Origin of the sequence: Roseivivax halodurans JCM 10272 (genome assembly GCF_000521785.1) — a bacterium.
Lineage (GTDB): Bacteria > Pseudomonadota > Alphaproteobacteria > Rhodobacterales > Rhodobacteraceae > Roseivivax > Roseivivax halodurans.
Genome location: NZ_JALZ01000009.1, coordinates 65,637 through 87,239 on the forward strand (window position 1 = coordinate 65,637; position 21,603 = coordinate 87,239).

Annotated in this window: 24 protein-coding genes; 15 read left to right on the top strand and 9 right to left on the bottom strand. The window is 66.7% G+C overall.

Going from position 1 to position 21,603, the window contains the following annotated elements; genetic code table 11:
* Positions 1 to 29 precede the first annotated feature (29 nt).
* From purQ to purC, 3 genes are all read right to left on the bottom strand, one after another.
* Positions 30 to 698 carry a phosphoribosylformylglycinamidine synthase subunit PurQ gene (purQ, locus tag OCH239_RS10380; RefSeq protein WP_037262052.1) on the bottom strand — a complete coding sequence of 223 codons (669 nt, stop codon included), beginning with the start codon at positions 696 to 698 and terminating at the stop codon, positions 30 to 32.
* Complete coding sequence (purS, locus tag OCH239_RS10385; protein WP_037262054.1) at positions 698 to 928, bottom strand: phosphoribosylformylglycinamidine synthase subunit PurS; 231 nt, start codon at positions 926 to 928, stop codon at positions 698 to 700. Before purS ends, purQ begins: the two co-directional genes overlap by 1 nt.
* A 115-nt stretch (positions 929 to 1,043) precedes the next feature.
* Positions 1,044 to 1,805, bottom strand: coding sequence for a phosphoribosylaminoimidazolesuccinocarboxamide synthase (gene purC / locus OCH239_RS10390; RefSeq protein WP_037262057.1), 762 nt, complete (start codon positions 1,803 to 1,805; stop codon positions 1,044 to 1,046).
* 156 nt (positions 1,806 to 1,961) lie between these two features.
* On the opposite strand from purC, the gene OCH239_RS10395 reads away from it, so the two are divergent.
* Both OCH239_RS10395 and bmt read left to right on the top strand, forming a co-directional pair.
* Positions 1,962 to 2,276, top strand: coding sequence for a DUF1476 domain-containing protein (locus tag OCH239_RS10395; RefSeq protein WP_037262059.1), 315 nt, complete (start codon positions 1,962 to 1,964; stop codon positions 2,274 to 2,276).
* 121 nt (positions 2,277 to 2,397) lie between these two features.
* Positions 2,398 to 3,414, top strand: a complete 1,017-nt coding sequence (bmt, locus tag OCH239_RS10400) for a betaine--homocysteine S-methyltransferase (RefSeq protein WP_037262062.1) — start codon at positions 2,398 to 2,400, stop codon at positions 3,412 to 3,414.
* A gap of 47 nt (positions 3,415 to 3,461) precedes the next feature.
* Here the strand turns inward: bmt and OCH239_RS10405 are convergent, their stop codons facing one another.
* Positions 3,462 to 4,547 (bottom strand): PA0069 family radical SAM protein, encoded by a 1,086-nt coding sequence (locus tag OCH239_RS10405; protein WP_037262236.1) that lies wholly within the window; start codon positions 4,545 to 4,547, stop codon positions 3,462 to 3,464.
* A 184-nt stretch (positions 4,548 to 4,731) separates the two neighbouring features.
* Between OCH239_RS10405 and OCH239_RS10410 the strand changes: the two genes are divergently transcribed.
* From OCH239_RS10410 to OCH239_RS10445, 9 genes are all read left to right on the top strand, one after another.
* The gene (locus OCH239_RS10410; RefSeq protein WP_037262078.1) at positions 4,732 to 5,436 is read left to right on the top strand and encodes a corrinoid protein; all 705 of its coding nucleotides are present in this window, start codon (positions 4,732 to 4,734) and stop codon (positions 5,434 to 5,436) included.
* 109 nt (positions 5,437 to 5,545) lie between these two features.
* A complete protein-coding gene (locus OCH239_RS23280; protein ID WP_169733013.1) occupies positions 5,546 to 5,719 on the top strand; it encodes a hypothetical protein in 174 nt (57 codons plus the stop codon).
* 23 nt (positions 5,720 to 5,742) lie between these two features.
* Complete coding sequence (locus tag OCH239_RS10415) at positions 5,743 to 6,351, top strand: DUF1638 domain-containing protein (protein ID WP_169733012.1); 609 nt, start codon at positions 5,743 to 5,745, stop codon at positions 6,349 to 6,351.
* Positions 6,352 to 6,655: 304 nt separating this feature from the next.
* A complete protein-coding gene (locus OCH239_RS10420) occupies positions 6,656 to 7,237 on the top strand; it encodes an anthranilate synthase component II (protein WP_037262081.1) in 582 nt (193 codons plus the stop codon).
* Positions 7,234 to 8,247, top strand: a complete 1,014-nt coding sequence (gene trpD, locus OCH239_RS10425; RefSeq protein WP_037262084.1) for an anthranilate phosphoribosyltransferase — start codon at positions 7,234 to 7,236, stop codon at positions 8,245 to 8,247. Before OCH239_RS10420 ends, trpD begins: the two co-directional genes overlap by 4 nt.
* A 2-nt stretch (positions 8,248 to 8,249) precedes the next feature.
* Complete coding sequence (locus OCH239_RS10430; protein WP_037262238.1) at positions 8,250 to 8,894, top strand: uracil-DNA glycosylase; 645 nt, start codon at positions 8,250 to 8,252, stop codon at positions 8,892 to 8,894.
* A complete protein-coding gene (gene trpC, locus OCH239_RS10435) occupies positions 8,891 to 9,694 on the top strand; it encodes an indole-3-glycerol phosphate synthase TrpC (protein WP_037262087.1) in 804 nt (267 codons plus the stop codon). Before OCH239_RS10430 ends, trpC begins: the two co-directional genes overlap by 4 nt.
* Positions 9,695 to 9,698: 4 nt before the next feature.
* Complete coding sequence (gene moaC, locus OCH239_RS10440) at positions 9,699 to 10,175, top strand: cyclic pyranopterin monophosphate synthase MoaC (protein WP_037262090.1); 477 nt, start codon at positions 9,699 to 9,701, stop codon at positions 10,173 to 10,175.
* Positions 10,172 to 11,335 carry a molybdopterin molybdotransferase MoeA gene (locus OCH239_RS10445; RefSeq protein WP_037262093.1) on the top strand — a complete coding sequence of 388 codons (1,164 nt, stop codon included), beginning with the start codon at positions 10,172 to 10,174 and terminating at the stop codon, positions 11,333 to 11,335. Before moaC ends, OCH239_RS10445 begins: the two co-directional genes overlap by 4 nt.
* A gap of 6 nt (positions 11,336 to 11,341) precedes the next feature.
* Here the strand turns inward: OCH239_RS10445 and OCH239_RS10450 are convergent, their stop codons facing one another.
* Positions 11,342 to 13,477: a hybrid sensor histidine kinase/response regulator gene (locus OCH239_RS10450; RefSeq protein ID WP_244430339.1), complete on the bottom strand. Its 2,136-nt coding sequence runs from the start codon at positions 13,475 to 13,477 to the stop codon at positions 11,342 to 11,344.
* 286 nt (positions 13,478 to 13,763) lie between these two features.
* Positions 13,764 to 14,921 (bottom strand): RsmB/NOP family class I SAM-dependent RNA methyltransferase, encoded by a 1,158-nt coding sequence (locus OCH239_RS10455; protein ID WP_037262095.1) that lies wholly within the window; start codon positions 14,919 to 14,921, stop codon positions 13,764 to 13,766.
* Between the two features lie 156 nt (positions 14,922 to 15,077).
* Between OCH239_RS10455 and OCH239_RS10460 the strand changes: the two genes are divergently transcribed.
* On the top strand, positions 15,078 to 15,407 hold the full coding sequence (locus OCH239_RS10460; RefSeq protein WP_037262097.1) for a TraR/DksA family transcriptional regulator: 330 nt from the start codon (positions 15,078 to 15,080) through the stop codon (positions 15,405 to 15,407).
* Positions 15,408 to 15,410: 3 nt separating this feature from the next.
* On the opposite strand, the gene guaB is transcribed toward OCH239_RS10460, so the two are convergent.
* Complete coding sequence (gene guaB, locus OCH239_RS10465) at positions 15,411 to 16,859, bottom strand: IMP dehydrogenase (RefSeq protein ID WP_037262099.1); 1,449 nt, start codon at positions 16,857 to 16,859, stop codon at positions 15,411 to 15,413.
* Positions 16,860 to 17,139: 280 nt separating this feature from the next.
* Here guaB and OCH239_RS10470 point away from each other — a divergent pair, with 280 nt between their 5' ends.
* From OCH239_RS10470 to OCH239_RS10480, 3 genes are read left to right on the top strand one after another with little or no spacing between them, the layout of a single operon-like run.
* Positions 17,140 to 18,288, top strand: a complete 1,149-nt coding sequence (locus tag OCH239_RS10470; protein ID WP_037262101.1) for a CaiB/BaiF CoA transferase family protein — start codon at positions 17,140 to 17,142, stop codon at positions 18,286 to 18,288.
* A 45-nt stretch (positions 18,289 to 18,333) separates the two neighbouring features.
* Positions 18,334 to 18,981 carry a MarC family protein gene (locus tag OCH239_RS10475; RefSeq protein ID WP_037262108.1) on the top strand — a complete coding sequence of 216 codons (648 nt, stop codon included), beginning with the start codon at positions 18,334 to 18,336 and terminating at the stop codon, positions 18,979 to 18,981.
* A 39-nt stretch (positions 18,982 to 19,020) separates the two neighbouring features.
* Positions 19,021 to 19,602 (top strand): retropepsin-like aspartic protease family protein, encoded by a 582-nt coding sequence (locus OCH239_RS10480; protein WP_037262111.1) that lies wholly within the window; start codon positions 19,021 to 19,023, stop codon positions 19,600 to 19,602.
* Position 19,603: 1 nt separating this feature from the next.
* On the opposite strand, the gene OCH239_RS10485 is transcribed toward OCH239_RS10480, so the two are convergent.
* Positions 19,604 to 20,071: a DNA polymerase III subunit chi gene (locus OCH239_RS10485; RefSeq protein ID WP_037262114.1), complete on the bottom strand. Its 468-nt coding sequence runs from the start codon at positions 20,069 to 20,071 to the stop codon at positions 19,604 to 19,606.
* Positions 20,072 to 20,076: 5 nt separating this feature from the next.
* Positions 20,077 to 21,543, bottom strand: coding sequence for a leucyl aminopeptidase (locus OCH239_RS10490; protein ID WP_037262117.1), 1,467 nt, complete (start codon positions 21,541 to 21,543; stop codon positions 20,077 to 20,079).
* Positions 21,544 to 21,603: the final 60 nt, after the last annotated feature.

Here is a 21,603-nt window from a genome sequence, read left to right on the forward strand (position 1 = left end):
CCCTATGCCGGGCGGAGGTCCGCCTCAAGTCAGGCGGTGGCCAGCGTCTCTGCAAGATGCGCAAAGAGCCTTTTTCCGTCGGTGCCGCCGTGACCGGGATCCGCGGCGCGTTCGGGATGCGGCATCATGCCGAGGATGCGGCGGTTTTCCGACAGGATGCCGGCGATGTCGTGCACCGAGCCGTTCGGATTGTCGCCGTAGGTGAAGGCGACGCGATCCTCGCCGGCGAGCCGCGACAGCGTCTCGGCATCGGCGATGTAGTTGCCGTCGTGATGCGCGATGGGGATCTGCAGTTCTTCCCCGGTCGCATAGGCCGAGGTGAAGACGCTGTCCTCGGTCCCGACCACAAGCGGCACGGTCCGGCAGATGTACTTGAGCCCTGCATTGCGCAGCAGGGCGCCCGGCAGCATGCCTGTCTCGGTCAGGATCTGGAAGCCGTTGCAGACCCCGAGCACGTAGCCGCCCCGGTCCGCATGTGCCTTCACCGCCCGGATCACCGGCGAGGTCGCCGCGATGGCGCCGCAACGCAGGTAGTCGCCGTAGGAAAAGCCGCCGGGAACGCCGACGAGGTCGATCCCCTCCGGCAGCGAGGTGTCCTTGTGCCAGACCATCTCGGTCTCGATGCCGGCGGCGCGCAGGGCCACCGCGAGATCGCGGTCGCAGTTGGACCCGGGAAAGACGATGACGGCAGCGCGCATCACAACACCTCGATGCGGTAGCTCTCGATCACGGTATTGGCGAGCAGGCGTTCGCACATCTCGGCGACGCGATCCTCGCTGGTCCCGTCGGCGAGGTCGAGCTCGATGACCTTGCCCTGGCGGACGCCCTCGATACCGTCGAAGCCCATCGCGCCGAGGGCATGACGGACCGCCTCTCCCTGGGGATCGAGGACGCCGTCCTTCAGCATGACGTGAACCCGTGCCTTCATTGCGTCCTCCTTCGACAACCGGGCGCGTCGCGTCGCGCTGTCAATCGCGCCCCGGCTCCTGCTTCTTCTTGGGTGGAATATTCAGATACCGGACGTTGCCGCCCGTCTTACGCTTTCAATTGATGAGCGTCGGCTTCGTGATCGGTTGCGAATTCTTCGGCATCACGCCGAGCCGGCGCGCCACCTCGGTATAGGCGTCGGCCAGATCGCCCAGATCGCGGCGGAAGACGTCCTTGTCGAGCTTCTGGCCGCTTTCCGCATCCCAGAGCCGGCAGCTGTCCGGCGAGATCTCGTCGGCCACGATCAGACGCTGGTAATCGCCGTCGTAGAGCCGGCCGATCTCGATCTTGAAGTCGACGAGCCGGATGCCGACCGCCATCATCACGCCCGACATGAAGTCGTTGACGCGCAACGCGAGGCTCAGGATGTCGTCCATGTCCTGCTGGCTGGCCCAGCCGAAGGCCGCAATGTGCTCTTCGGTGACCATCGGGTCGCCCAGCTTGTCGTCCTTGTAGTAATATTCGACGATCGGGCGCGTCAGAACCGTCCCTTCCTCGATGCCGAGACGCTTCGACAGCGATCCGGCCGCGACGTTGCGCACAACGACCTCGAGCGGAATGATCTCGCAGGACCGGACGAGCTGCTCGCGCATGTTCAGACGCTTGATAAAGTGCGTCGGCACGCCGATGTTGTTGAGCCCGGTCATGAAGAACTCGGACAGGCGGTTGTTCAGCACGCCCTTGCCGTCCACGACCTCCTTCTTCTGCGCGTTGAAGGCGGTGGCGTCGTCCTTGAAGTATTGCACAAGCGTGCCAGGTTCCGGCCCTTCATATAGAATCTTGGCCTTGCCTTCGTAGATCTTCTTGCGACGCGCCATGACGGCCCTTTCGTTCTGGGATCTCGGATCAGTCTCCCGCCCGCGCATCCTTTAGTCCATGGACAGCAGCGTCGCAAGCTGTGCCACTGCGCTTGCACCGATGCGCGCGCAGCTTCATAGCTGTGATACCGAACAACTTTGGCCAGGACCGGGATCATGACCACTTTCGATGACCGCGAATCCGCTTTCGAGAACAAGTTCGCCCATGACGAGGAGATGAAGTTTCGCGCCGAGGCGCGGCGCAACAAGCTTCTCGGTCTCTGGGCGGCCGAAAAGCTCGGCCTATCGGGTGACGAGGCCGACGCCTATGCCAGGGAGGTCGTGAAGGCCGACTTCGAGGAGGCCGGCCACGAGGACGTGGTTCGGAAAGTGGCCGCGGATCTCGGCGACAAATCCTCGCCCGAGGAAATCCGCTCCCAGATGGCCGAGTGCCTGCTCAACGCCAAGAAGCAGCTCGCCGAAGAGCACTGAGTGCCCTGGCCCGGACGGCGCCGGACGCGCCGTTTCCGGGCCACGCGATGCCGCTGGCAGGCAGGCGCCCTGCCCGGCCCTGCGGTCTCTGGCCTGTGGACACCCCCGGGGAGAGACCATCATGAACGATCCGTTGACCGCCCTTCTGTCTCGCCGCGACTGGCTGCTCGCGGATGGCGCGACCGGAACGAACCTCTTCGCCATGGGGCTCGACGCCGGTGAGGCGCCGGAGCTCTGGAACGCCGATCGTCCGGACGCCGTCCGCGCCCTTTACCGGGGCGCCGTCGAGGCCGGGTCGGACCTCTTCCTCACGAATTCCTTCGGCGCAAACGCCTCGCGCCTCGCATTGCACGCGTCCGCGGACCGGGCGTTCGAGCTGTCGCGCCGGTCCGCGGAACTCGGACGCGAGATCGCCGATGCGGCCGGCCGCGAGGTGATCGTCGCCGGCTCCGTCGGCCCGACGGGAGAGATCATGGAGCCCTTGGGGCCGCTCTCCCATGCCCGCGCGGTCGAGATGTTCCACGAGACCGCCGAAGGGCTGAAGGAGGGCGGCGCGGACGTGCTCTGGCTCGAAACGATCTCGGCACCGGGCGAGTATCGCGCTGCGGCCGAAGCTTTCGCGCTCGCGGACATGCCCTGGTGCGGAACCATGAGCTTCGACACCGCCGGTCGGACGATGATGGGCCTGACCGCGCCCGGGCTCGCGGACCTCGTCGAGGACGTGCCGAACTCTCCCGTGGCGTTCGGGGCAAATTGCGGCGTTGGCGCCTCGGATCTCCTGCGAACGGTGCTGGCGCTGAACGAGCACGGTACCGCGCGCCCCATCATCGCCAAAGGGAATGCGGGGATCCCCCGCTTCGTCGAGGGCCATATCCACTACGATGGCACCCCCGATCTGATGGCGGCCTATGCCGTTCTCGCCCGCAACGCCGGTGCGCGGATCATCGGCGGGTGCTGCGGGACGACACCAGAGCATTTGCGCAAGATGCGCGCCGCGCTCGAGGGCACGGAGCGCGGTGAACGCCCGACGCTCGGGGAGATTGCGACCACGATCGGTCCCTTCTCTTCCGCCGAGGACGGGACAGCCGAACCGACCGCCACCCCGAGGGCCGGCAATCGGCGGCGGCGCCGGGGCTGAGGCCGGTTGGACGGACGCCGAAGCTTTTCCTGGCAGGAACCGGCAGCTCAGAACAGGTCGAGTTGATCACCCGGTGACGGCGGCGGTCGGAAGAGGTCGCAGCGCAGGGGAGCGGTCTTCCGATCCAGTCTCAGCCGCCGCGCCGCGATGTCGAACCGGTGCCGGATCAGATCGGCATATTGCCCCTCGCCCCGCATCCGGCGGTGCCAGCGGCTGTCGTAGTCCTTGCCGCCGTGCATCTCCCGCAGACGGTTCATGACACGCACCGCACGGTCCGGATAATGCGTCTCAAGCCAGTCCTGCCAGAGCGGAGAAACCTCCCGCGGCAGTCGCAGCATGATCCAGCTCGCCGCATCCGCTCCGGCCTCGGCCCCGGTCTCCATGATCTTCTCCATCTCGGGATCGGTCAGCGCCGGAACGACGGGTGAGACCATCAGCCGGACCGGAATGCCTGCCTGCGCGAGGTTGCGGATCGCGGCGAGGCGGCGCTGCGGCGAGGGTGCGCGTGGCTCCATCCGCCGGGCGAGGTCCCGGTCGAGCGTCGTCACAGACAGACCGACCCGCACGAGCCCTTCCGAGGCCATCTCTGCCAGGATGTCGATGTCGCGTTCGATCAGGGCGCCTTTCGTGACGATACCGACGGGATGGCGGAAATCCCGAAGAACCTTCAACACGCCGCGCATGATGCCCCGGTCGCGCTCGATCGGTTGATAGGGATCGGTGTTGGTCCCGATCGCGATCGGTCGGCACGCATAGCGCTTGGCGCGCAGCTCCCGTTCCAGCACCTCGGGGGCGGAAGGTCGGGCGACTAGACGCGTCTCGAAATCGAGACCCGGCGAGAGGTTCAGATAGGCATGCGTGGGCCGGGCGAAACAGTAGATGCAGCCGTGCTCGCAGCCACGATATGGGTTGATCGTCCGGTCGAACGGGAGGTCGGGTGAACGGACATAATTGATCAGGCTGCGCGGCGCCTCGTCCGAGACTTCGGTGCGCAGCACGGACACCTCCTCTGGGATGTCCCACCCGTCATGTGTCAGCTCACGCCCGAAGCGTTCGAACCTGCCGGTGTCGCAACTCTGCGCTCCGCGGGCGCGGGCCGTTTCGGGAGCGACGGGGTTGAGATGGCGCGGCATGGGTGCATGATTGGAACATTTGACGAACATCCGCAAGGATCCTTGGCGGATCGCGCATGCAAAATTAACGCCTCCGTCGCAGTATGAGCGCGCGAGGTCGCAAACCGGCGATTGTCCGGGAGGACACGGAACCAATTGTGGGGAAACCGCGCGAGATGGGCCGGTGGCCCCCAGGGAGTGTGCAATGTCCGACGATCAAGACGATCTGGTCCTCTCCGAACTCGAGGATGACGACCTCGTGCAGCAGATGCACGACGATCTCTACGACGGCCTCAAGGAAGAGATCGAGGAAGCGGTGAACATCCTGCTCGAACGCGGATGGGAGCCCTACAGGATCCTGACCGAAGCCCTGGTCGCCGGCATGACGATCGTCGGCAAGGATTTCCGCGACGGGATCCTCTTCGTTCCGGAAGTGCTGCTCGCCGCGAACGCGATGAAGGCCGGGATGGCGATCCTGAAGCCGCTTCTGGCCGAAACCGGGGCACCGACGGTCGGGCGCATGGTGATCGGCACGGTCAAGGGCGACATCCACGACATCGGCAAGAACCTCGTCTCGATGATGATGGAGGGCGCAGGTTTCGAGGTGATCGACATCGGCATCAACAACCCGGTCGAAAGCTACCTCGAGGCGCTGGAAACCGAGAAGCCGGACATTCTCGGCATGTCCGCCCTGCTGACGACGACGATGCCCTACATGAAGACCGTCATCGACACTCTGGTGCAGAAGGGGATCCGCGACGACTATGTCGTGCTGGTCGGCGGCGCACCTCTGAATGAGGAGTTCGGCAAGGCGATTGGCGCAGACGCGTATTGCCGAGACGCGGCTGTCGCGGTCGAGACGGCCAAGGCGATGATGGCCCGGCGCCACAATCGTGTCGCAGTCGGCTGATTGGCGCCCGAATCCGGTATCGCTGCGTCAAAGCGCCGTGAGCACGCACGAGAGGCTTTTTCTTTCGCGCAAACGGGACCATATTGTTTGCCAAGAGAGGAGGCCATGAATGCCTGTGACGTTTTTCGCCCTGCTCGTGCTCTTCGTGGCGACCGCGGCCGCGCTGACGGTATGGGCCATGAGTGCCTTTGGGGCCCTGACGGTTCTGCCGGTTCTCCTGATCCTTGCCCTCGCCCTGCGCTGGGGCCTCGGTCACGTTCCTTTCGACGACCGCCACATCTGACCGCAACGCCTCCCGACGACGCATTGACGCATGACGGGATCGCGCCGGCTCGTAGCGGGTCCGTCCTCTTCATCGCGTGCGGCGCGCTGGCACGCGAGATACTAGCGCTCATCGAGCTGAATGGCTGGGATCACGTCGACCTCGTTTGTCTGCCAGCCATTCTGCACAACACTCCCGATGCGATACCGGACGCGGTCGAAGCGGCGGTGCGCAAGCATTCACACGCCTATGACGACATTCGAGTGGTCTATGCCGATTGCGGCACCGGGGGGCGGCTCGAAGACCGCTGCATGGAGCTGGGTGTCGCCATGGTTCCCGGTCCGCATTGCTACAGCTTCTTCGAAGGGAACGCGGCCTTCGCCGCGCACGAAGAGATGACGGCGTTCTACCTGACCGACTTCCTGGCCCGCCAGTTCGACGCCTTCGTCTGGGAGCCGCTCGGCCTCGATCGCCACCCCGCCCTTCGCGATACCTATTTTGGCCATTACGAAACGCTGATCTACCTCGCGCAAACCGATGACCCGGCGCTCGACGCGAAGGCGCAGAGCTGCGCCGATCGCCTCGGGCTCGCATACGAGCGGCGCTATACCGGCTATGGCGATCTGGCTACGGAGCTTCACTCGTGGGCCTGACCTTGCGCCCGCAACGACCCTGAGACCCGGATGAACTCCCTCGGATGTACCGCGCCCGGGATGAGGCCCAGCCGGCCTCGGAAACATTCCACACCACCGACACAGGTATCGACGCACACGACATCGAGCACACCCGCCTGTCGCCGGCGTTGCCTCACGTCGTGACCCGCGACGTTCCGGAGGGACCGGGCTGCTGTCGTGACCCTTGGCGCCCTTGACGCGCCTCCGCCGAGCGAAGCATGTATGGCGCGACCCGCGCATTCGCGGCCAGCCCCAGAGCGGCCCAGACACACAAGGGAACGCCATGCTGCTTCTCATCGACAATTACGACAGCTTTACCTACAACCTCGTCCATTATCTGGGCGAGCTCGGTGCAGAGGTGAAGGTCGCCCGCAACGATGCTCTCGATGTGCAGGAGGCGATGGCACTCTCGCCCGCCGGCATCGTCCTCTCCCCAGGTCCCTGCGATCCCGATCAGGCCGGCATCTGCCTTGCGCTCACGGAAGCTGCGGCGGAAACGCGCACGCCCCTCCTCGGTGTCTGCCTCGGACACCAGACGATAGGTCAGGCCTTCGGGGGACAGGTCGTTCGCGCCAGCGAGATCGTTCACGGCAAACCGGGCCACGTCCGGCATTCCGGCCGCGGCGTCTTCGGCGGGCTTCCGTCGCCGTTCGATGCGACGCGGTACCATTCTCTCGTCGTTGAGCGCGAAACCCTGCCCGACACGCTCGAGATCACCGCGGATCTCGAAGACGGCACCATCATGGGAGTGTCCCACCGCGAGCTGCCGATCCACGGGGTGCAGTTCCACCCCGAGTCGATCGCCTCGGAACATGGCCATCAGCTGCTGCGGAACTTCCTCGAGACGCTACCGGTGCCCGCATGAGTGACGCCCTGAAACCGCTGATCGATGCCGCCGCGGATCGCCCGCTCACCCGGGACGAGGCAGAGGCCGCTTTCACGCTTCTCTTCGATGGTGAAGCAACCCCGAGCCAGATCGGGGGGCTTCTCATGGCCCTCCGCACGCGAGGCGAAACGGTCGAGGAATACGCCGCCGCCGCGGCCGTCATGCGCGCCAAGTGCCACAAGGTCGTGGCGCCCGAGGGCGCCATGGACATCGTCGGCACCGGCGGCGACGGCAAGGGCACGCTCAACATCTCGACGGCCACCGCGTTCGTGGTGGCGGGTGCGGGCGTGCCGGTCGCCAAGCACGGCAACCGTAATCTGTCGTCGAAATCGGGATCGGCCGACGCGCTGACGCAGATGGGCGTGAACGTGATGCTCGATGCGTCGCGGGTCGGGCCCGTCCTGCGAGAGGCGGGCATCTGCTTCATGATGGCCCCGCTCCATCATCCCGCCATGGCTCATGTGGGCCCGACGCGGATGGAACTCGGCACGCGCACGATCTTCAACATTCTCGGGCCGTTGACCAATCCGGCGGGGGTCAAGCGACAGCTCACCGGCGCATTTTCCCGGACCCTGATCCGGCCGATGGCCGAGACCCTGCGCACCCTCGGCTCCGACAGGGCGTGGCTCGTCCATGGAGGCGACGGCACTGACGAGCTGTCGATCTGCGGCATAAGCTGGGTCGCGGCGCTCGATGCGGGCGAGGTCGCCGAATTCGAGATCCACCCCGAAGACGCCGGACTGCCCGAGCATTCGTTCGAGAGCATCGTCGGCGGCGCGCCCGAGCAGAACGCGCAGGCATTCCGCAGCGTGCTCGACGGCGAGCCGTCGGCCTATCGCGACGCGGTGCTGCTCAACGCGGCCGCGGCTCTCGTGGTGGCCGGACGGGCCGAAGACCTCAAGGTCGGCGCGGCGATGGCAGCCGAAAGCCTCGACTCGGGGGCGGCAAAGGCGCGCGTGGAGGCTCTCGCAAGGGCGAGCCGGGCGTGACGTTGACGCCGCCACCCGCATGGGCGCACTTACGGTTCTTCCGGGAGCGGCTGCCGCAGGTCGAGGCGGCGCTGGCGGCAGACGATCGCGCGATCCTGCCTCCCGCGCACCAGACATTTGCGGCACTCGAGGCGCTCCCGCCCGAGGAGGTCCGTGTCGTCATCCTCGGCCAGGATCCGTATCCGACCGCGGGACACGCCCACGGTCATGCATTTTCGGTCGAGCCGGACGTGAGACCCCTCCCCCGCTCATTGGCGAACATTTTCAAAGAGATGGAGGATGATGTTGGTGCGTCACCTGAAGACGGGGACCTGCGGGGATGGGCACGCGAGGGGGTCCTGCTTCTCAACACGGCACTGACCGTGCCGGAGGGCGCCGCGAACGGACATGCGAAACTTGGGTGGAGCGAGCTCGCCAAGGAAATCCTCGCCGAACTTTCGCAGTCTCCTCGGGCATTTATACTTTGGGGTGGCCATGCGAAGTCCTTCTGCCCCTTCATATCCGGCGCCGATCACCTTATCGTCTCGTCGTCACACCCATCGCCGTTGTCGGCACGGCGGGGCTTCTTCGGCTCCCGTCCGTTTTCGCGCGTCAACCACTGGCTCCGGGCCAAGGGCGATAGAGAAATCAATTGGATGAGGACATGACAGAGACCATTCTGGACAAGATCAAGGCCCACAAACTCATGGAGATCGCGTCGGACAAGGCGACGATGCCCGTCGATCTGATCGAGGGCGCCGCCAGGAACGCCGACCCGGTGCGTCCCTTCGCCGACAGCCTCGCCCGCGCGCAGACGAACGGGTACGGGCTCATCGCAGAGATCAAGAAGGCCTCCCCGTCCAAGGGTCTCATCCGCGACAATTTCGATCCGGCCGAGCTTGCGCGGTCCTACGAGCGCGGCGGGGCAACTTGCCTGTCGGTCCTCACCGACATGCACTTCTTCAAGGGCGCGAAGCCGTATCTCAGCCAAGCGCGCAGCGCGACGATGCTGCCGACCTTGCGCAAGGATTTCATCTTCGACCCCTATCAGATCGTCGAGGCCCGGTCCCTCCACGCGGATTGCATCCTGCTGATCATGGCGGCGCTCGAAGACGGCGAAGCGGCCGAGCTCGAAGCCTGTGCCATGGACTGGGGCATGGACGTTCTCATCGAGGTGCACAATCGCGAGGAGCTCGATCGCGCGCTGAAGCTCAAGTCGCGCATGATCGGCGTAAACAACCGCGATCTCAATACCTTCGAGACCTCCCTTGAAGTGACGAAATCGCTCGCCTCGGACATTCCCGAGGACCGCCTGGTGATCTCGGAATCGGGCCTCCACGGCGCCGAGGACCTGAAGGCGATGGCCGAAGCGGGGGCACGCAGCTTCCTGATCGGAGAGGCCCTGATGCGCGAAGAGAATGTCGAGGCCGCGACCGCCCGGATCCTCGCCGACCCTGTCCCGGCCTGATCCGATGCCCGATCTGACCCATTTCGACCAGGACGGCCACGCTCACATGGTCGACGTCTCGGACAAGGCCACGACCGCCCGGACGGCGGTGGCCGCGGGATGGGTGAAAATGGCATCCGAGACACTTGAGATCATTACCGAAGGGCGTGCCAGGAAGGGCGATGTCATTGGCATCGCCCGGCTCGCTGGCATCATGGGGGCCAAGCGGACCTCGGAGCTGATCCCGCTCTGTCATCCGCTGCCCGTGACGAAGGTGGCGGTCGAGCTGACACCCGATCCCGATCTGCCGGGTCTGCGCATAGAGGCGACCGTCAAGACGACCGGCCAGACGGGAGTCGAGATGGAAGCATTGACCGCCGTCTCGACCGCGGCGCTCACGGTCTACGACATGGCCAAGGCGGTGGACAAGGCAATGGAGATCGGCGGCATCCATCTGGAGTTCAAGGACGGCGGCAAATCCGGTCGCTACGAGGCGCCATGATCCCGGTCGAGGAGGCCCTGAAGGCGCTGTTCGACCTTGTCGCTCCGCTCGAGACCGAGGACGTGCCTCTTCTCGAAGCGCATGGCCGGGTCCTGCGGGCCGACATTCTCGCGAACCGGGACCAGCCGCCCTTTGCGGCCTCCGCGATGGACGGTTATGCGGTGGCCGATGCGTCCGTTGGTCAAACGCTCCGCGTCATCGGCGAAAGCTCGGCAGGCCATGGCTTCGCGGGTACGGTCGCCACAGGCGAAGCGGTCCGCATCTTCACCGGAGCGCCGATGCCCGAGGGAGCGCAGCGGGTTGTCATTCAGGAGGATGTCACCGCCGACGGCAACCGCATCACCGTCGGCGATTTGTCCGGCACCACCCATGTCCGTCCTGCCGGTGCCGATTTTCTCGCGGGTTTCCGTGTCGCCGCTCCGCGCAAGATCAGACCCGCCGATGTCGCGCTCTTTGCGGCGATGAACGCGGGCTCCGTTCGCGTGTCCCGGCGTCCTCGGGTTGCGCTGATCGCCACCGGCGACGAACTGGTATCGCCAGGCGAGGTGCCCGGTCGGGACCAAATCGTCGCGTCGAACACCTACGGGCTCCACGCGATGCTGAGGGATGTCGGCGCCGAGCCGCGGATGCTGCCCATCGCAAGGGACACGCACCGGTCGCTCGATACCGTGCTCGGCCTCGTCGACGACGCCGACCTCGTGATCACCGTCGGCGGCGCATCGGTCGGCGACCACGATCTCGTGGTTGACGCCGCGGGCGCACGCGGCATGGAGCGGTCCTTCTACAAGATTGCCATGCGGCCGGGAAAGCCGCTGATGGCCGGATGCCTCGGGGTCGCAGTCATGATCGGACTGCCGGGCAATCCGGTCTCGGCGCTGGTCTGCGGCCATGTCTTCGTGCTGCCGGTGGTTCGTGCGATGCTCGGCCTGCCTGCCGAACCGGCGCGCCGCGCCTCTGCGGTCCTGACGCACGACCTGCCGGAGAACGGCATGCGGGAGCATTACATGCGGGCTTTCCGCGATGCGCAGGGCATCACGGTGTTCGAGCGTCAGGACAGCGCACTCCTGAGCGTGCTGAACGAGGCTGATGCCTTGGCGATACGCCCCGCAAACGATCCCCCCCGCAGCAAGGGCGAGAGCATCGAGTACATCCCGCTCTGACGATCGTCACACCGTTGTCGCGGCCCGTTCCCGATGTTCCTTCGCCAGCGCGAGGTTCTGCCGCACGGTTTCGGCCAGTGCGTTGAGCGAAAACGGCTTCTGGAGAAATTGCGCCCCGTCGATATCGGCCGCCGACGCTTCGAGCGCATCGGCCGCGTAGCCCGACATGAACACGACCGGCATGTCCGGTCGGTCCTTCCGCGCCTCCCGCACCCAGCTGGGGCCGTCGAGCCCCGGCATGATCATGTCACTCACCGCAAGGTCGATGCGCGTGCCGGGGTCGGACAGAATCTCGAGCGCGCGCTCACCGCAATCCGCCTCGATGACCGTCAGTCCCTTGAGCCGCAGACCGCGAACGGCAAACGCCCGCACCGGCGCCTCGTCCTCGACCAGCAGAACGACGCCGCCGAGCGCGGCATCCGAGGGCTTCCTGAGCACCGGCTTGTCAGGGTCCTTCGCACGCGCCGGCACAGGGCCTGTATGGGCGGGGAACATGAGCCGGAATGTCGTGCCCTTGCCGACCTCGCTGTCGAGGAACACGAACCCGCCCGTCTGTTTGACGATGCCATAAACGGTCGAGAGGCCGAGCCCGGTCCCCTCGCCGCTGCGCTTCGTCGTGTAGAAAGGTTCGAAGACCTTGCGGACGTTTTCGGGCGGGATGCCGATCCCGGTATCCGAGACCTTCACGACGATGTAATCGCCCGGCTCCACCCGTGCCCGATCCCGGAGCATGGGTTCGCGCAGGCGCAGGAATTCCGTCTCGACCAGGATGCGTCCCCCCTCGGGCATGGCGTCGCGCGCGTTGACGACGAGGTTCATCATCACCTGTTCGAGTTGCCGGCGGTCGGCCCGGATCGGCGGCAGCGCAGGTTCGTAGCGCAACTCGAGCGTGACCCGCTCGCCCACGAGTCGGTTGAGAAGATGCGTGAGATCCGCGAGCGTTTCGCGCAGGTCGATGATCTCGGCCTTCATCGACTGCTTGCGCGAGAAGGCGAGAAGCTGACCGACCAGTGCCGCGGCCCGATTGGCATTCTGGTTGATCTGCACGACGTCATCGTAATCCTGATCACCGCGGCTGTGTCGGAGCAGCAAAAGGTCGCAATGTCCGGAAATCGCGGTCAGCAGGTTGTTGAAATCGTGGGCTATCCCGCCCGCAAGCTGACCGATCGCCTGCATCTTCTGGCTCTGCACGAACTGGGCTTCGAGCGTCTTGAGCTCGGTGGCGTCCGTGAGCACGGCAATGACCTCGTCCGGGGCACCCCGGGTCAGGGCGACCTGCACGATCGTCTCCTCGGGCGACCGGCTGAGCCGCAGGAATTCGGGTCGCCCGAGGCCGCGTCCCGATGCTGCATCTGCCAGCCATTCGGAAATCGGACGGCCCAGCCCTTCCAGAAGCTGACCGAGACGCGCGTCCTCCCCGTCCTCGAGTTTCAGAAGCTGACGAGCCTCGCGGTTCGCAGTGCTGACGACACCCTCGGGCGTGACGCGAAGGAGGGCGATGGGCAGGCCCTCAAGAATCGGATCACCGCCGCTGGCGGAGGCCGGAAGCAGCGCGACCTCGGTCCGGCCCTGACCGGCCTCGAAACACCGAAGTTCCAAGCGTTGCGACCCAAGAGGAGTATCGAGAAAGAAAGCTGTCCCGGTGCGGGCCTCGTCGCCGAGCCCCAGCTCGCCGAGATCGCGCAGCCTCCGGCCGAACAGCCGATGCGCCGCCTCGTTCATCGCCAGAACGGCGCCGCGCCTCCCGGTGGTGAGCACGGGGACCCCGACTTCGCTGCCGCAGGCTTCGGAGACGGGCAATATCCGCCAGAGGGTGAACGTCGCGTCGATCTTCCGACCGATGATCCGCAAGGCGCCGTTGCCCACGAGGAAGTCTTCGGTCGCGTGCCCCCCGACCTCGATCTGAGTCGCAAGGCGGTGCAGGATCGCCGTGGGATGCGCGATCCGAGGGCGCAGCAGGGTCGCGAGTGACGCGCCGATCTTGGCGTGAACTTCGCCCTGCGCGCGCGGATTGGCGTGCCGGATCCGGAAGGCGGCATCGCAGATCATGCACGACGCGGTATCGTCCTCGACGGCCTGGGCCGCCGAGCGTACCGCGTCGGGCATCCGGGATCCGGGCGACGCGCGGGCGATGAGCGCCATGGTCGCTCCAATCACTGCGCAACTGGCCCCTGCCGCGACAAATGCAACCGAAAGCGATGGAGACCCCGACATTCGCGCCGCGGCGAACGCGAGGACGCCGAGCATGAGGACCAGAACCCACGCGCAGGCAGTGCGCGTTGCATTGGGCATCGTCTGCGCCAAAGTCGTGCGGATCTCTGCCAAATGTCCGACCTGCGAATTGCCCCGCCGGGGACAATGGCGGGGGGTGGCTAACAACGGGTTAAGTCGCCCTCGCACGGATGATGCGCGCGCACCTTGCGCTGCGTCAACGCTCCCGTCTCAGTTGAGCGGTGTAAAAACCGTCACCCTGAGCGTCGGGGAGGAACTGGCGCTCCAGGACGACGGACCAGCCCGGAGCCCGGTGCAAAAAGGCCGAAACGCGTTCGGCGTTCTCCTCCGGGAGGATCGAGCAGGTCGCATATGCGAGCGTTCCACCGGGTGCGACCAGCGAGGCGGCATGATTTAGAATGCCATCCTGCGTCGTCAGGAGATCGTCGAGACCGCTCTCGGTCAGGCGCCACTTTCCCTCGGGCGCACGACGCCATGCACCGCTCCCCGAACAGGGAACGTCCGCGAGCACGATGTCGTACTCGCCTTCCGGCTCGGTACGGATGCGGATCTCGGCGCCCGCGCGCCCGGCCCGCATCGGCAGGTTGGACATGCGGCCCGCATCGGCGTCGTGGGCATCGACCGGTCCTCCGCCGAGGCGCGCCGCAAGGCCCAGCGTCTTTCCTCCGCCCCCTGCGCAGAGATCGAGCGCCGCCATGCCGGGCTCCAGCGGCAAAAGCTCGACGACCGTCTGGCTCGCCGCGTCCTGAAGCTCGACGAGACCTTCGAGATAGGCCCGGGATGCCGCGACCCGGCGCGCGTTGCCGGTCACCGTAAGGGCCATGGGGGCAAGGGGGTTCGGCGCGGTCTCGATTCCCTCGGCGGCAAGCGCCGCCTGGGCCGCGACCACACCGGTTTTCAGCGCATTGACCCGGAGCGTGACAGGGGCGCGATGCCGCAGGGCATGGGTGATCGCTTCGGCCTCTGCACCATATGCCGAGGCGACACGGTCGCAGAGCCAGCCGGGCATTTCCCATGTTTCCCGGCCTTCGGGGGACCTTCCGGCGGCGCGCTCGACCTCGCTCAGCGGTGCAGGAGCGTGCCCCTCGCCGGTGAAGATGCCCTCGGGATCCAGACCTTCTAGGCGAAGGAGACCGAGCACGCGTGCGCGCCCGGTCTCTCCGCCGCCGGCGACAGCGACGGATCGCCAGCGGCGCAGGATGTCGAACACGTGGTCGCGGACAGCCGCGCGATCTTTCGATCCGGCATAGCGTGCCTGCCTCGCCCACCGCGTCAGGGCACGCTCCGCCGGCTCGCCCGACGCAATGAGGTCGCAGAGTTCGGCGGCGGTGGCATAGCGTGCGGCGGGGGTCATCGGGCGGCTCCGGTTTGCGGTTGCGCGCCCTTCTCCCAGAGCCCGCGCGCCTCGGCAATCCGTCGATGCCTGTTGATCTGCCGCAAGGTTCCGCGTTGTGGCCCGCGCTACCGTCTCCGAATGCACCGACGCCTCGAAACGTACAGGAGACGTAATATGGACACGATCGACAAAGGCCGGCAGGAGGAGCAGCTGCTTGCCCGCCGCCAGGAACTCCTGGCGGCGCTCGGGCGCATCGAGAGCGAGCTCGACCAGCCGGCGACCGCGGATCTCGAGGATTGGGCGACCGAGCGCGAGGGCGACGAGGTACTCGAAGCTCTCGGCCACGCCGAGAGCGCGGAGCTGCGCGCGCTCGACGCGGCGCTCGACCGGTTAGCGCGAGGCACCTACGGCACCTGCCTCACCTGCGGCGAGCCGATCTCGGCGGCGCGGCTCGCGGCGGTGCCGACCGCCGCGCTCTGCCGGACCTGCGCCGCCGGGGCGTGAGGATCAGCCGATCCGGTAGTTCGGGCTTTCGCGGGTGATGGCGACGTCGTGCACGTGGCTCTCGCGAAGGCCCGCATTGGTGATGCGGACGAACTCGCAACCGTTCCGCATGTCTTTCACCGTGGCGCAGCCACAATAGCCCATGGCGGCGCGCAGACCGCCGACGAGTTGGTGGATCACCGCGCCCGCGGCGCCCTTGTAGGCCACCTGCCCCTCGATGCCTTCGGGCACGAGCTTGTCCGAGGCCGCATCCTTCTGGAAGTAGCGGTCGGCAGAGCCGCGCGCCATCGCGCCGAGCGAGCCCATGCCGCGATAGGCCTTGAACGACCGGCCCTGGTAGAGAATGACCTCGCCGGGGCTTTCGTCCGTGCCCGCGAGCATGGAGCCGACCATGGCGCAAGACGCTCCGGCCGCGATGGCCTTGGCGAAATCGCCCGAGAACTTGATGCCGCCGTCCGCGATCACCGGAACGTCCCCGGCCGCCTCGGCGCATTGCATGACCGCGGTGAGCTGCGGCATGCCGACGCCCGCGACCATGCGCGTGGTGCAGATGGAGCCCGGCCCGATGCCGACCTTGATCCCGTCCGCACCGGCATCGATCAGCGCGCGGGTCGCCGCGGCCGTCGCGACGTTGCCTGCGACCACCTGCACCTCGTTCGAGAGCCGCTTGGCGCGGCGCACGGCCTCGGCCACGCCTTCGGAATGTCCATGCGCGGTGTCGATCACCACGAGGTCCACACCGGCATCGACCAGCGCGGCCGTCCGCTCGAAGCCCGCATCGCCCACGGTCGAGGCCGCGGCGACGCGAAGCCGGCCGAGCTCGTCCTTGCAGGCAGTCGGGTTCAGCACGGCCTGTTCTGTGTCCTTCAGGGTCAGAAGGCCCGTGAGCCTGCCGTCCTTGTCGGTCACCAGCAGCTTCTCGATCCGGCGCGCCTTCATCAGGTTCTTCGCCTCGTCGCGGTCCGCAGGCTCGGTCAGGATGGCGAGGTTGTCCTTCGTCATCATGGCGTGAACGGGCGTCTCGTCTGAGGTCGCGAAGCGCATGTCCCGGTTGGTGACGATGCCCACGACCCGGCGCTGCTCGTCGACCACCGGAAAGCCGGTGAAGCCGTAGCGCTCGGTCAGCGCCCGCGCATCGCCGAGCGTCTGGTTCGGTGTCAGGGTCACCGGGTTGTAGACGATGCCGCTCTCGAAGCGCTTCACCCGGCGGACCTGGCGGGCCTGCTCTTCGGTGTCGAGGTTGCGGTGAATGACGCCCATCCCGCCAGCCTGGGCCATCGTGATCGCCATCGCGGCCTCGGTCACGGTGTCCATGGCCGAGGACAGCAGCGGGATGTTCAGGGCGATGGATTTTGTGACACGTGTCCGGGTATCGGCAGTCGACGGCAGCACGCTGCTCTTTGCGGGAACCAGCAGGACGTCGTCGAAGGTCAGCGCCTCGCGAATCTCCATGGGGACGGGCCTTTCGGATGGGTTCGGTTGGCACGGCCCTATTGCACGGGCCGGAGCGAAAGGAAAGGCCGCATGAACGGCTTGGCCGGGTCCGTGTCATCATGGCGGGTATGTCCCGCCGACTACGCCTCGGAGCGACGGGCGCCGCAGGTGGCGGAAATGCTCGAAGCGGGGACAACCGACAGGCAACACCTTCGAGACAAACGACACTTCACGCTTGCGCCATGCTCGGCGCAGGCGTTCACCTTGGGCCGAACGATCCCACCCCGGAGACTGCCCGATGACCCTGCCCCTCGCCGGCCTTGTCGTGCTCGACCTCACCCACGTTCTCGCGGGCCCCTTCGCCTCCATGACGCTCGCCGATCTCGGAGCCCGGGTGATCAAGGTCGAACGGCCGGGCATCGGCGACGACACCAGGGCCTTCCCGCCCTTCAAGGACGGGCGCAGCGCCTATTTTGCGGCGATCAATCACGGCAAGGCGTCGATCGCGCTCGACCTCAAGTCCGAGGATGGCCGCGAGACCTTCGAACGGCTGATGGCGCGCGCGGACGTCCTTCTGGAAAACAATCGCCCGGGCGCGATGGACCGGCTCGGTTACGGCTGGGAGGCGGTGCACGAGGCCTATCCCGCGCTTGTCTACGGTTCGGTGTCCGGCTTCGGACATACCGGGCCCGATGCCAAACGCCCTTCCTACGACATGGTCGCGCAGGCGCGTGGCGGGGTCATGTCGATCACCGGCGAGGAAGGGCGCGATCCTGTGCGGGTCGGGGCATCCATCGGCGACATCGCGGCCGGCATGTACCTTACGCAGGGCGTTCTGGCGGCGCTCCTCGATCGCGAGCGCACGGGTCTAGGGCGGCGGGTCGACGTCTCGATGCTCGACAGCCAGCTCGCCCTCCTCGAGCACGCCATCGCCATCGCCTCGGTGACGGGCAAGGCGCCCGGTCCCACGGGTGCGCGGCACCCCTCCATCGCGCCCTTCGAGACGTTTCATGCCAGCGACGGGCTCTTCGTGATCGCGGCGGGCAACGACACGCTCTTCGAGAAGCTCTGCGTCACACTCGGCCTGCCGATCTCGGACGATCCGCGCTTCGCCACCAACCCTGCAAGATGCGACAATGTGCGCCTGCTCAAACGGCTGATCGAGGCGGTGACACTCGAGCATCCCCGCGCGCATTGGATCGCGAAGCTGACCGCCGCGGGCATCCCCACAGGCGCGATCCAGAGCGTCGACGAGGTCATGAAGGATCCGCAGATCATCGCCCGCAACATGGTCGTGGACGTGCTCGACCGGAACGGGCGGCAGGCCTACAAGGCCGCCGGAAATCCGATCAAGATGTCCGGTGCCGAGGACAAGACCAGCCGCGCGCCCGCGCCCGACCTCGACGGCAACCGGGGGGAGATCCTGCGCTGGCTCGACGGGAGCTGACGCGGGCACTTGTCGCGGACGGGCCGCCCCGCTAATCGCGTGGACATGGATATGGCCTTTCTCGTCTCAGCCTTCATCACCCTCTTCGTGGTCATGGACCCGGTGGGCACGACGCCGGTATTCATATCGCTCACCCGCGGCATGTCAGCGGTCCAGCGGCGCACCATCGCGATCCGGTCCTGCGTCGTCGCGGGCGGCGTGCTATGCCTCTTCGCGTTCTTCGGCGAGGCAGTTCTCGGCTTCGTCGGGATCACCATGCCGGCCTTCCGGATCTCGGGCGGTCTGCTGCTGTTTCTCACCGCGCTCGACATGCTCTTCGAACGCCGCAACAAGCGCCGCGCCGACAAGGCCGAGGAAGCCGAAGCCGAGGAGGACGCCGAGGGGCCTGACCCATCCGTCTTCCCGATGGCGATCCCGCTGCTCGCCGGTCCCGGCGCGATCACGTCGGTCATCCTGCTGGTCGGACGCGCGGAGGATGCCGCCACGACCGCGGCGATCCTCGGGGTGATGTTCGCGGTGCTGCTGATCGCGCTCCTGATGCTGCTCACCTCGGGTCTGATCGAGAAGGCCCTCGGGCGGATCGGGATCACCGTCGTGACCCGCCTCCTCGGCCTGCTGCTCGCCGCTTTGTCGGTGCAGTTCGTGGCGGATGGTCTTCTCGCCTTCGGCTTCGGCTCGCCCCAGGGCGGCTGAGCCTTACCTTGGTCGCGGGGACCAACGCGGGAGCAGCTCATGAGCGGAGACGACATCGGCACCTTGGTCTATCTCGGGCTTCTGGGCGCCGTGCTGATCTTCTGGCTCGTGGTTCAGGGCCGGAACTCCATGAACAAGATGCTGCAGCAGATGGCGGTCTGGGTGCTGATCTTCCTCGGGGTGATCGCGGCGGTGGGTCTCTGGGGCGATATCCGCCAGACCGTGGCGCCTCAGCAGACCGTCATGGCGCGCGAGGGACGCATCGTCCTGCCCCGCGCTCCGGACGGGCACTACTACGTCACGCTCGACGTCAACGGCGAGCCGCTCCGGTTCATGGTCGACACCGGAGCGAGCGGTACGGTGCTGACCAAGGCCGATGCCGAGAGGGCAGGCCTGCGGGAGGACGAATTCGCCTTCTATTCCGAAGCGATGACGGCGAACGGACCGGTCCGGACTGCCCCGGTCACGCTCGACCGCGTCTCGCTCGGGCCGTTCACGGACGAGGATGTCTCTGCCTATGTCAACGAAGGCGAGATGTCGCAATCGCTTCTCGGAATGAGCTACCTGCGCCGATACGCCCGCATCGAGATCGCCGGCGGAGAATTGGTGCTGGAGCGCTGATCTAGGTCCCGGCGCTCTCGGCCTTCTTCTCCCATCGGCCCGATTCCTCGGACCAGTAGGTCGCCGTGCAGCCGCCGCCCGTCAGCGTGCGCCACTGGCCGCGCGCCACTTGGACCGCGTCCGGGTCGTTGCCGTCGAAAAAGACGCAGACCCGCTCCAGCGCCTTCACTTCGTCCGGCGTTACCTCCGCTCCGTCCACGGTCATGAGACACGCAGGCTCGTTCGGCATCGCGTCGCCCTCGGTCAGCAGCACCGGCTGCAGGGCGTCGTGCGGCCCGCCCGACAGCCCGTGGGGCAGGAACCCGTCCTCCTGCCCCAGCCAGAGCCGCTGGTCGAGCCAGTCGAGCCGCGCGCGGTCGGTGCCGCGCACCACAACCCACCAGCCATTCGCGAGGGAGCGGTCGAGAAGCACCGGCAGCGCCTCTTCGAGGGGCCGCCGGGTCAGGTGGTAGAAGTAGGCGGCGCCCATCCCGCTCAGGTCTCGTAGCGGTCCCGCACGAAGCGATTGAGTGCCATGACCCCCCAGCCGGTCGCCCCCTTTGGCGACAACGTCTGCTCGGACGGGACATGCGCGACGCCGGCGATGTCGATGTGGATCCACGGGATCCCGTCCTTGACGAACCGGTGCAGGAATTCTGCCGCGGTGATCGATCCGGCGGCGCGTCCGCCCGCATTCTTCACATCGGCGATGTCGGACTTCATGAGATCTGCGTAGGACTTGCCCAGAGGCATTTGCCAGGCCCCCTCGCCTTCTGCTTTCGCCGCCTTGCCGAAGGCCTGCCCGAAGGCCTCATCGGTCGCGTAATAGGCCGCGTTGTCGTTGCCGAGCGCGATGATGCAGGCGCCGGTGAGGGTCGCGAGATCGACGATGCCCGCCGGCTTGTAGGTCTCCTGCGCGTACCAGAGCACATCGGCGAGAACGAGGCGTCCCTCGGCGTCGGTGTTGATCACCTCGATGGTGTCGCCTTTCATCGAGGTCAAGACGTCGCCGGGCCGGTAGGCGCGGCCGTCCGGCATGTTCTCGACGAGCCCCACGAGCCCGATCACGTTCGCCTTCGCGCCGCGGCCCGCCAGCGCCATCATGGTGCCGGCGACCGTACCCGCGCCGCCCATGTCCATGGTCATCGATTCCATCCCGGCGCCGGGCTTGATGGAGATGCCGCCAGTATCGAACACGACGCCCTTGCCGACGAGCGCGAGCGGCGGCTCGTCGCCCCCCTTCATCCACTTCATGACAACGAGCTTCGCTGGCGTCTCCGACCCGCGGGCGACGGCGAGGAGCGCCCCCATGCCGAGCCGTTCCATCTCGTCCTCGTCGATCACCTCGACTTCGAGACCGACCCTCTCGAGGGCCACGAGCCGGTCTGCGAACTCGGTCGTCGACAGGACGTTGGCCGGCTCGTTCACCAGATCGCGAGTGAACACCACGGCCTCGGCCACCGCGCGGCACGAGGCGAATGCGGCCTCGGCCTCGTCGGGCTTCGAGACGTGAACCACTGCGGGAGCCAGCGCGCCGTTCTTTTCGGATTTGTACGTCGTGAAGCTGTAGCTGCGCAGCGCCAGACCGAGCGCGATCTCATGTGCATTCTTCGTGCTTTCCGCGAGCAGGATGACACCCTTGGTGCCGGCGGCCTTGGCGATGGCGGCGCCGGCCTTACGCGCCTCCTCGACGCTTGGCCGGCGGGAGAGGCGGACGAGGTCCACGCCGTCGGCCGCAAGTCCCGCGGGAAAGCCGAGCGACAGCATCTCCCCGGTCTTCTTCTTGCTCCACGCCTCCGAGTCCAGGGCGCGGGCGACAGCGCCCTTCGTCAGGCGGTTGAGACGCCTCGCCCCCGGGCTGAGCGTGCCGTCCTCCGGGATGAGAACCGCGATGCGGCCCTCGGCCTCGGGCAGCGCGTCCATGTCGGTCGCCTGAAAGCTGATCTCGCGGAGGTCGGTCATGAACGCATGTCCTTCGTTGCAACGTCTCGACGATGGCCTACCGGCTCGTTTCCGCAAAGG

Excerpts from the sequence above, each read along its gene's own strand:
- guaB (WP_037262099.1), bottom strand. The coding sequence starts at position 16,859 with ATGGAGATTCGCGAGGCGCTGACCTTCGACGACGTCCTGCTGGTTCCC.
- OCH239_RS10395 (WP_037262059.1), top strand. The coding sequence starts at position 1,962 with ATGACCACTTTCGATGACCGCGAATCCGCTTTCGAGAACAAGTTCGCC.
- OCH239_RS10475 (WP_037262108.1), top strand. The coding sequence starts at position 18,334 with ATGGATATGGCCTTTCTCGTCTCAGCCTTCATCACCCTCTTCGTGGTC.
- moaC (WP_037262090.1), top strand. The coding sequence starts at position 9,699 with ATGCCCGATCTGACCCATTTCGACCAGGACGGCCACGCTCACATGGTC.
- OCH239_RS23280 (WP_169733013.1), top strand. The coding sequence starts at position 5,546 with ATGCCTGTGACGTTTTTCGCCCTGCTCGTGCTCTTCGTGGCGACCGCG.
- purS (WP_037262054.1), bottom strand. The coding sequence starts at position 928 with ATGAAGGCACGGGTTCACGTCATGCTGAAGGACGGCGTCCTCGATCCC.
- trpD (WP_037262084.1), top strand. The coding sequence starts at position 7,234 with ATGAGTGACGCCCTGAAACCGCTGATCGATGCCGCCGCGGATCGCCCG.
- OCH239_RS10470 (WP_037262101.1), top strand. The coding sequence starts at position 17,140 with ATGACCCTGCCCCTCGCCGGCCTTGTCGTGCTCGACCTCACCCACGTT.
- OCH239_RS10455 (WP_037262095.1), bottom strand. The coding sequence starts at position 14,921 with ATGACCCCCGCCGCACGCTATGCCACCGCCGCCGAACTCTGCGACCTC.
- trpC (WP_037262087.1), top strand. The coding sequence starts at position 8,891 with ATGACAGAGACCATTCTGGACAAGATCAAGGCCCACAAACTCATGGAG.
- purQ (WP_037262052.1), bottom strand. The coding sequence starts at position 698 with ATGCGCGCTGCCGTCATCGTCTTTCCCGGGTCCAACTGCGACCGCGAT.
- OCH239_RS10445 (WP_037262093.1), top strand. The coding sequence starts at position 10,172 with ATGATCCCGGTCGAGGAGGCCCTGAAGGCGCTGTTCGACCTTGTCGCT.
- OCH239_RS10450 (WP_244430339.1), bottom strand. The coding sequence starts at position 13,477 with ATGGCGCTCATCGCCCGCGCGTCGCCCGGATCCCGGATGCCCGACGCG.
- OCH239_RS10490 (WP_037262117.1), bottom strand. The coding sequence starts at position 21,543 with ATGACCGACCTCCGCGAGATCAGCTTTCAGGCGACCGACATGGACGCG.
- purC (WP_037262057.1), bottom strand. The coding sequence starts at position 1,805 with ATGGCGCGTCGCAAGAAGATCTACGAAGGCAAGGCCAAGATTCTATAT.
- OCH239_RS10485 (WP_037262114.1), bottom strand. The coding sequence starts at position 20,071 with ATGGGCGCCGCCTACTTCTACCACCTGACCCGGCGGCCCCTCGAAGAG.
- OCH239_RS10460 (WP_037262097.1), top strand. The coding sequence starts at position 15,078 with ATGGACACGATCGACAAAGGCCGGCAGGAGGAGCAGCTGCTTGCCCGC.
- OCH239_RS10420 (WP_037262081.1), top strand. The coding sequence starts at position 6,656 with ATGCTGCTTCTCATCGACAATTACGACAGCTTTACCTACAACCTCGTC.
- OCH239_RS10410 (WP_037262078.1), top strand. The coding sequence starts at position 4,732 with ATGTCCGACGATCAAGACGATCTGGTCCTCTCCGAACTCGAGGATGAC.
- OCH239_RS10405 (WP_037262236.1), bottom strand. The coding sequence starts at position 4,547 with ATGCCGCGCCATCTCAACCCCGTCGCTCCCGAAACGGCCCGCGCCCGC.
- bmt (WP_037262062.1), top strand. The coding sequence starts at position 2,398 with ATGAACGATCCGTTGACCGCCCTTCTGTCTCGCCGCGACTGGCTGCTC.
- OCH239_RS10480 (WP_037262111.1), top strand. The coding sequence starts at position 19,021 with ATGAGCGGAGACGACATCGGCACCTTGGTCTATCTCGGGCTTCTGGGC.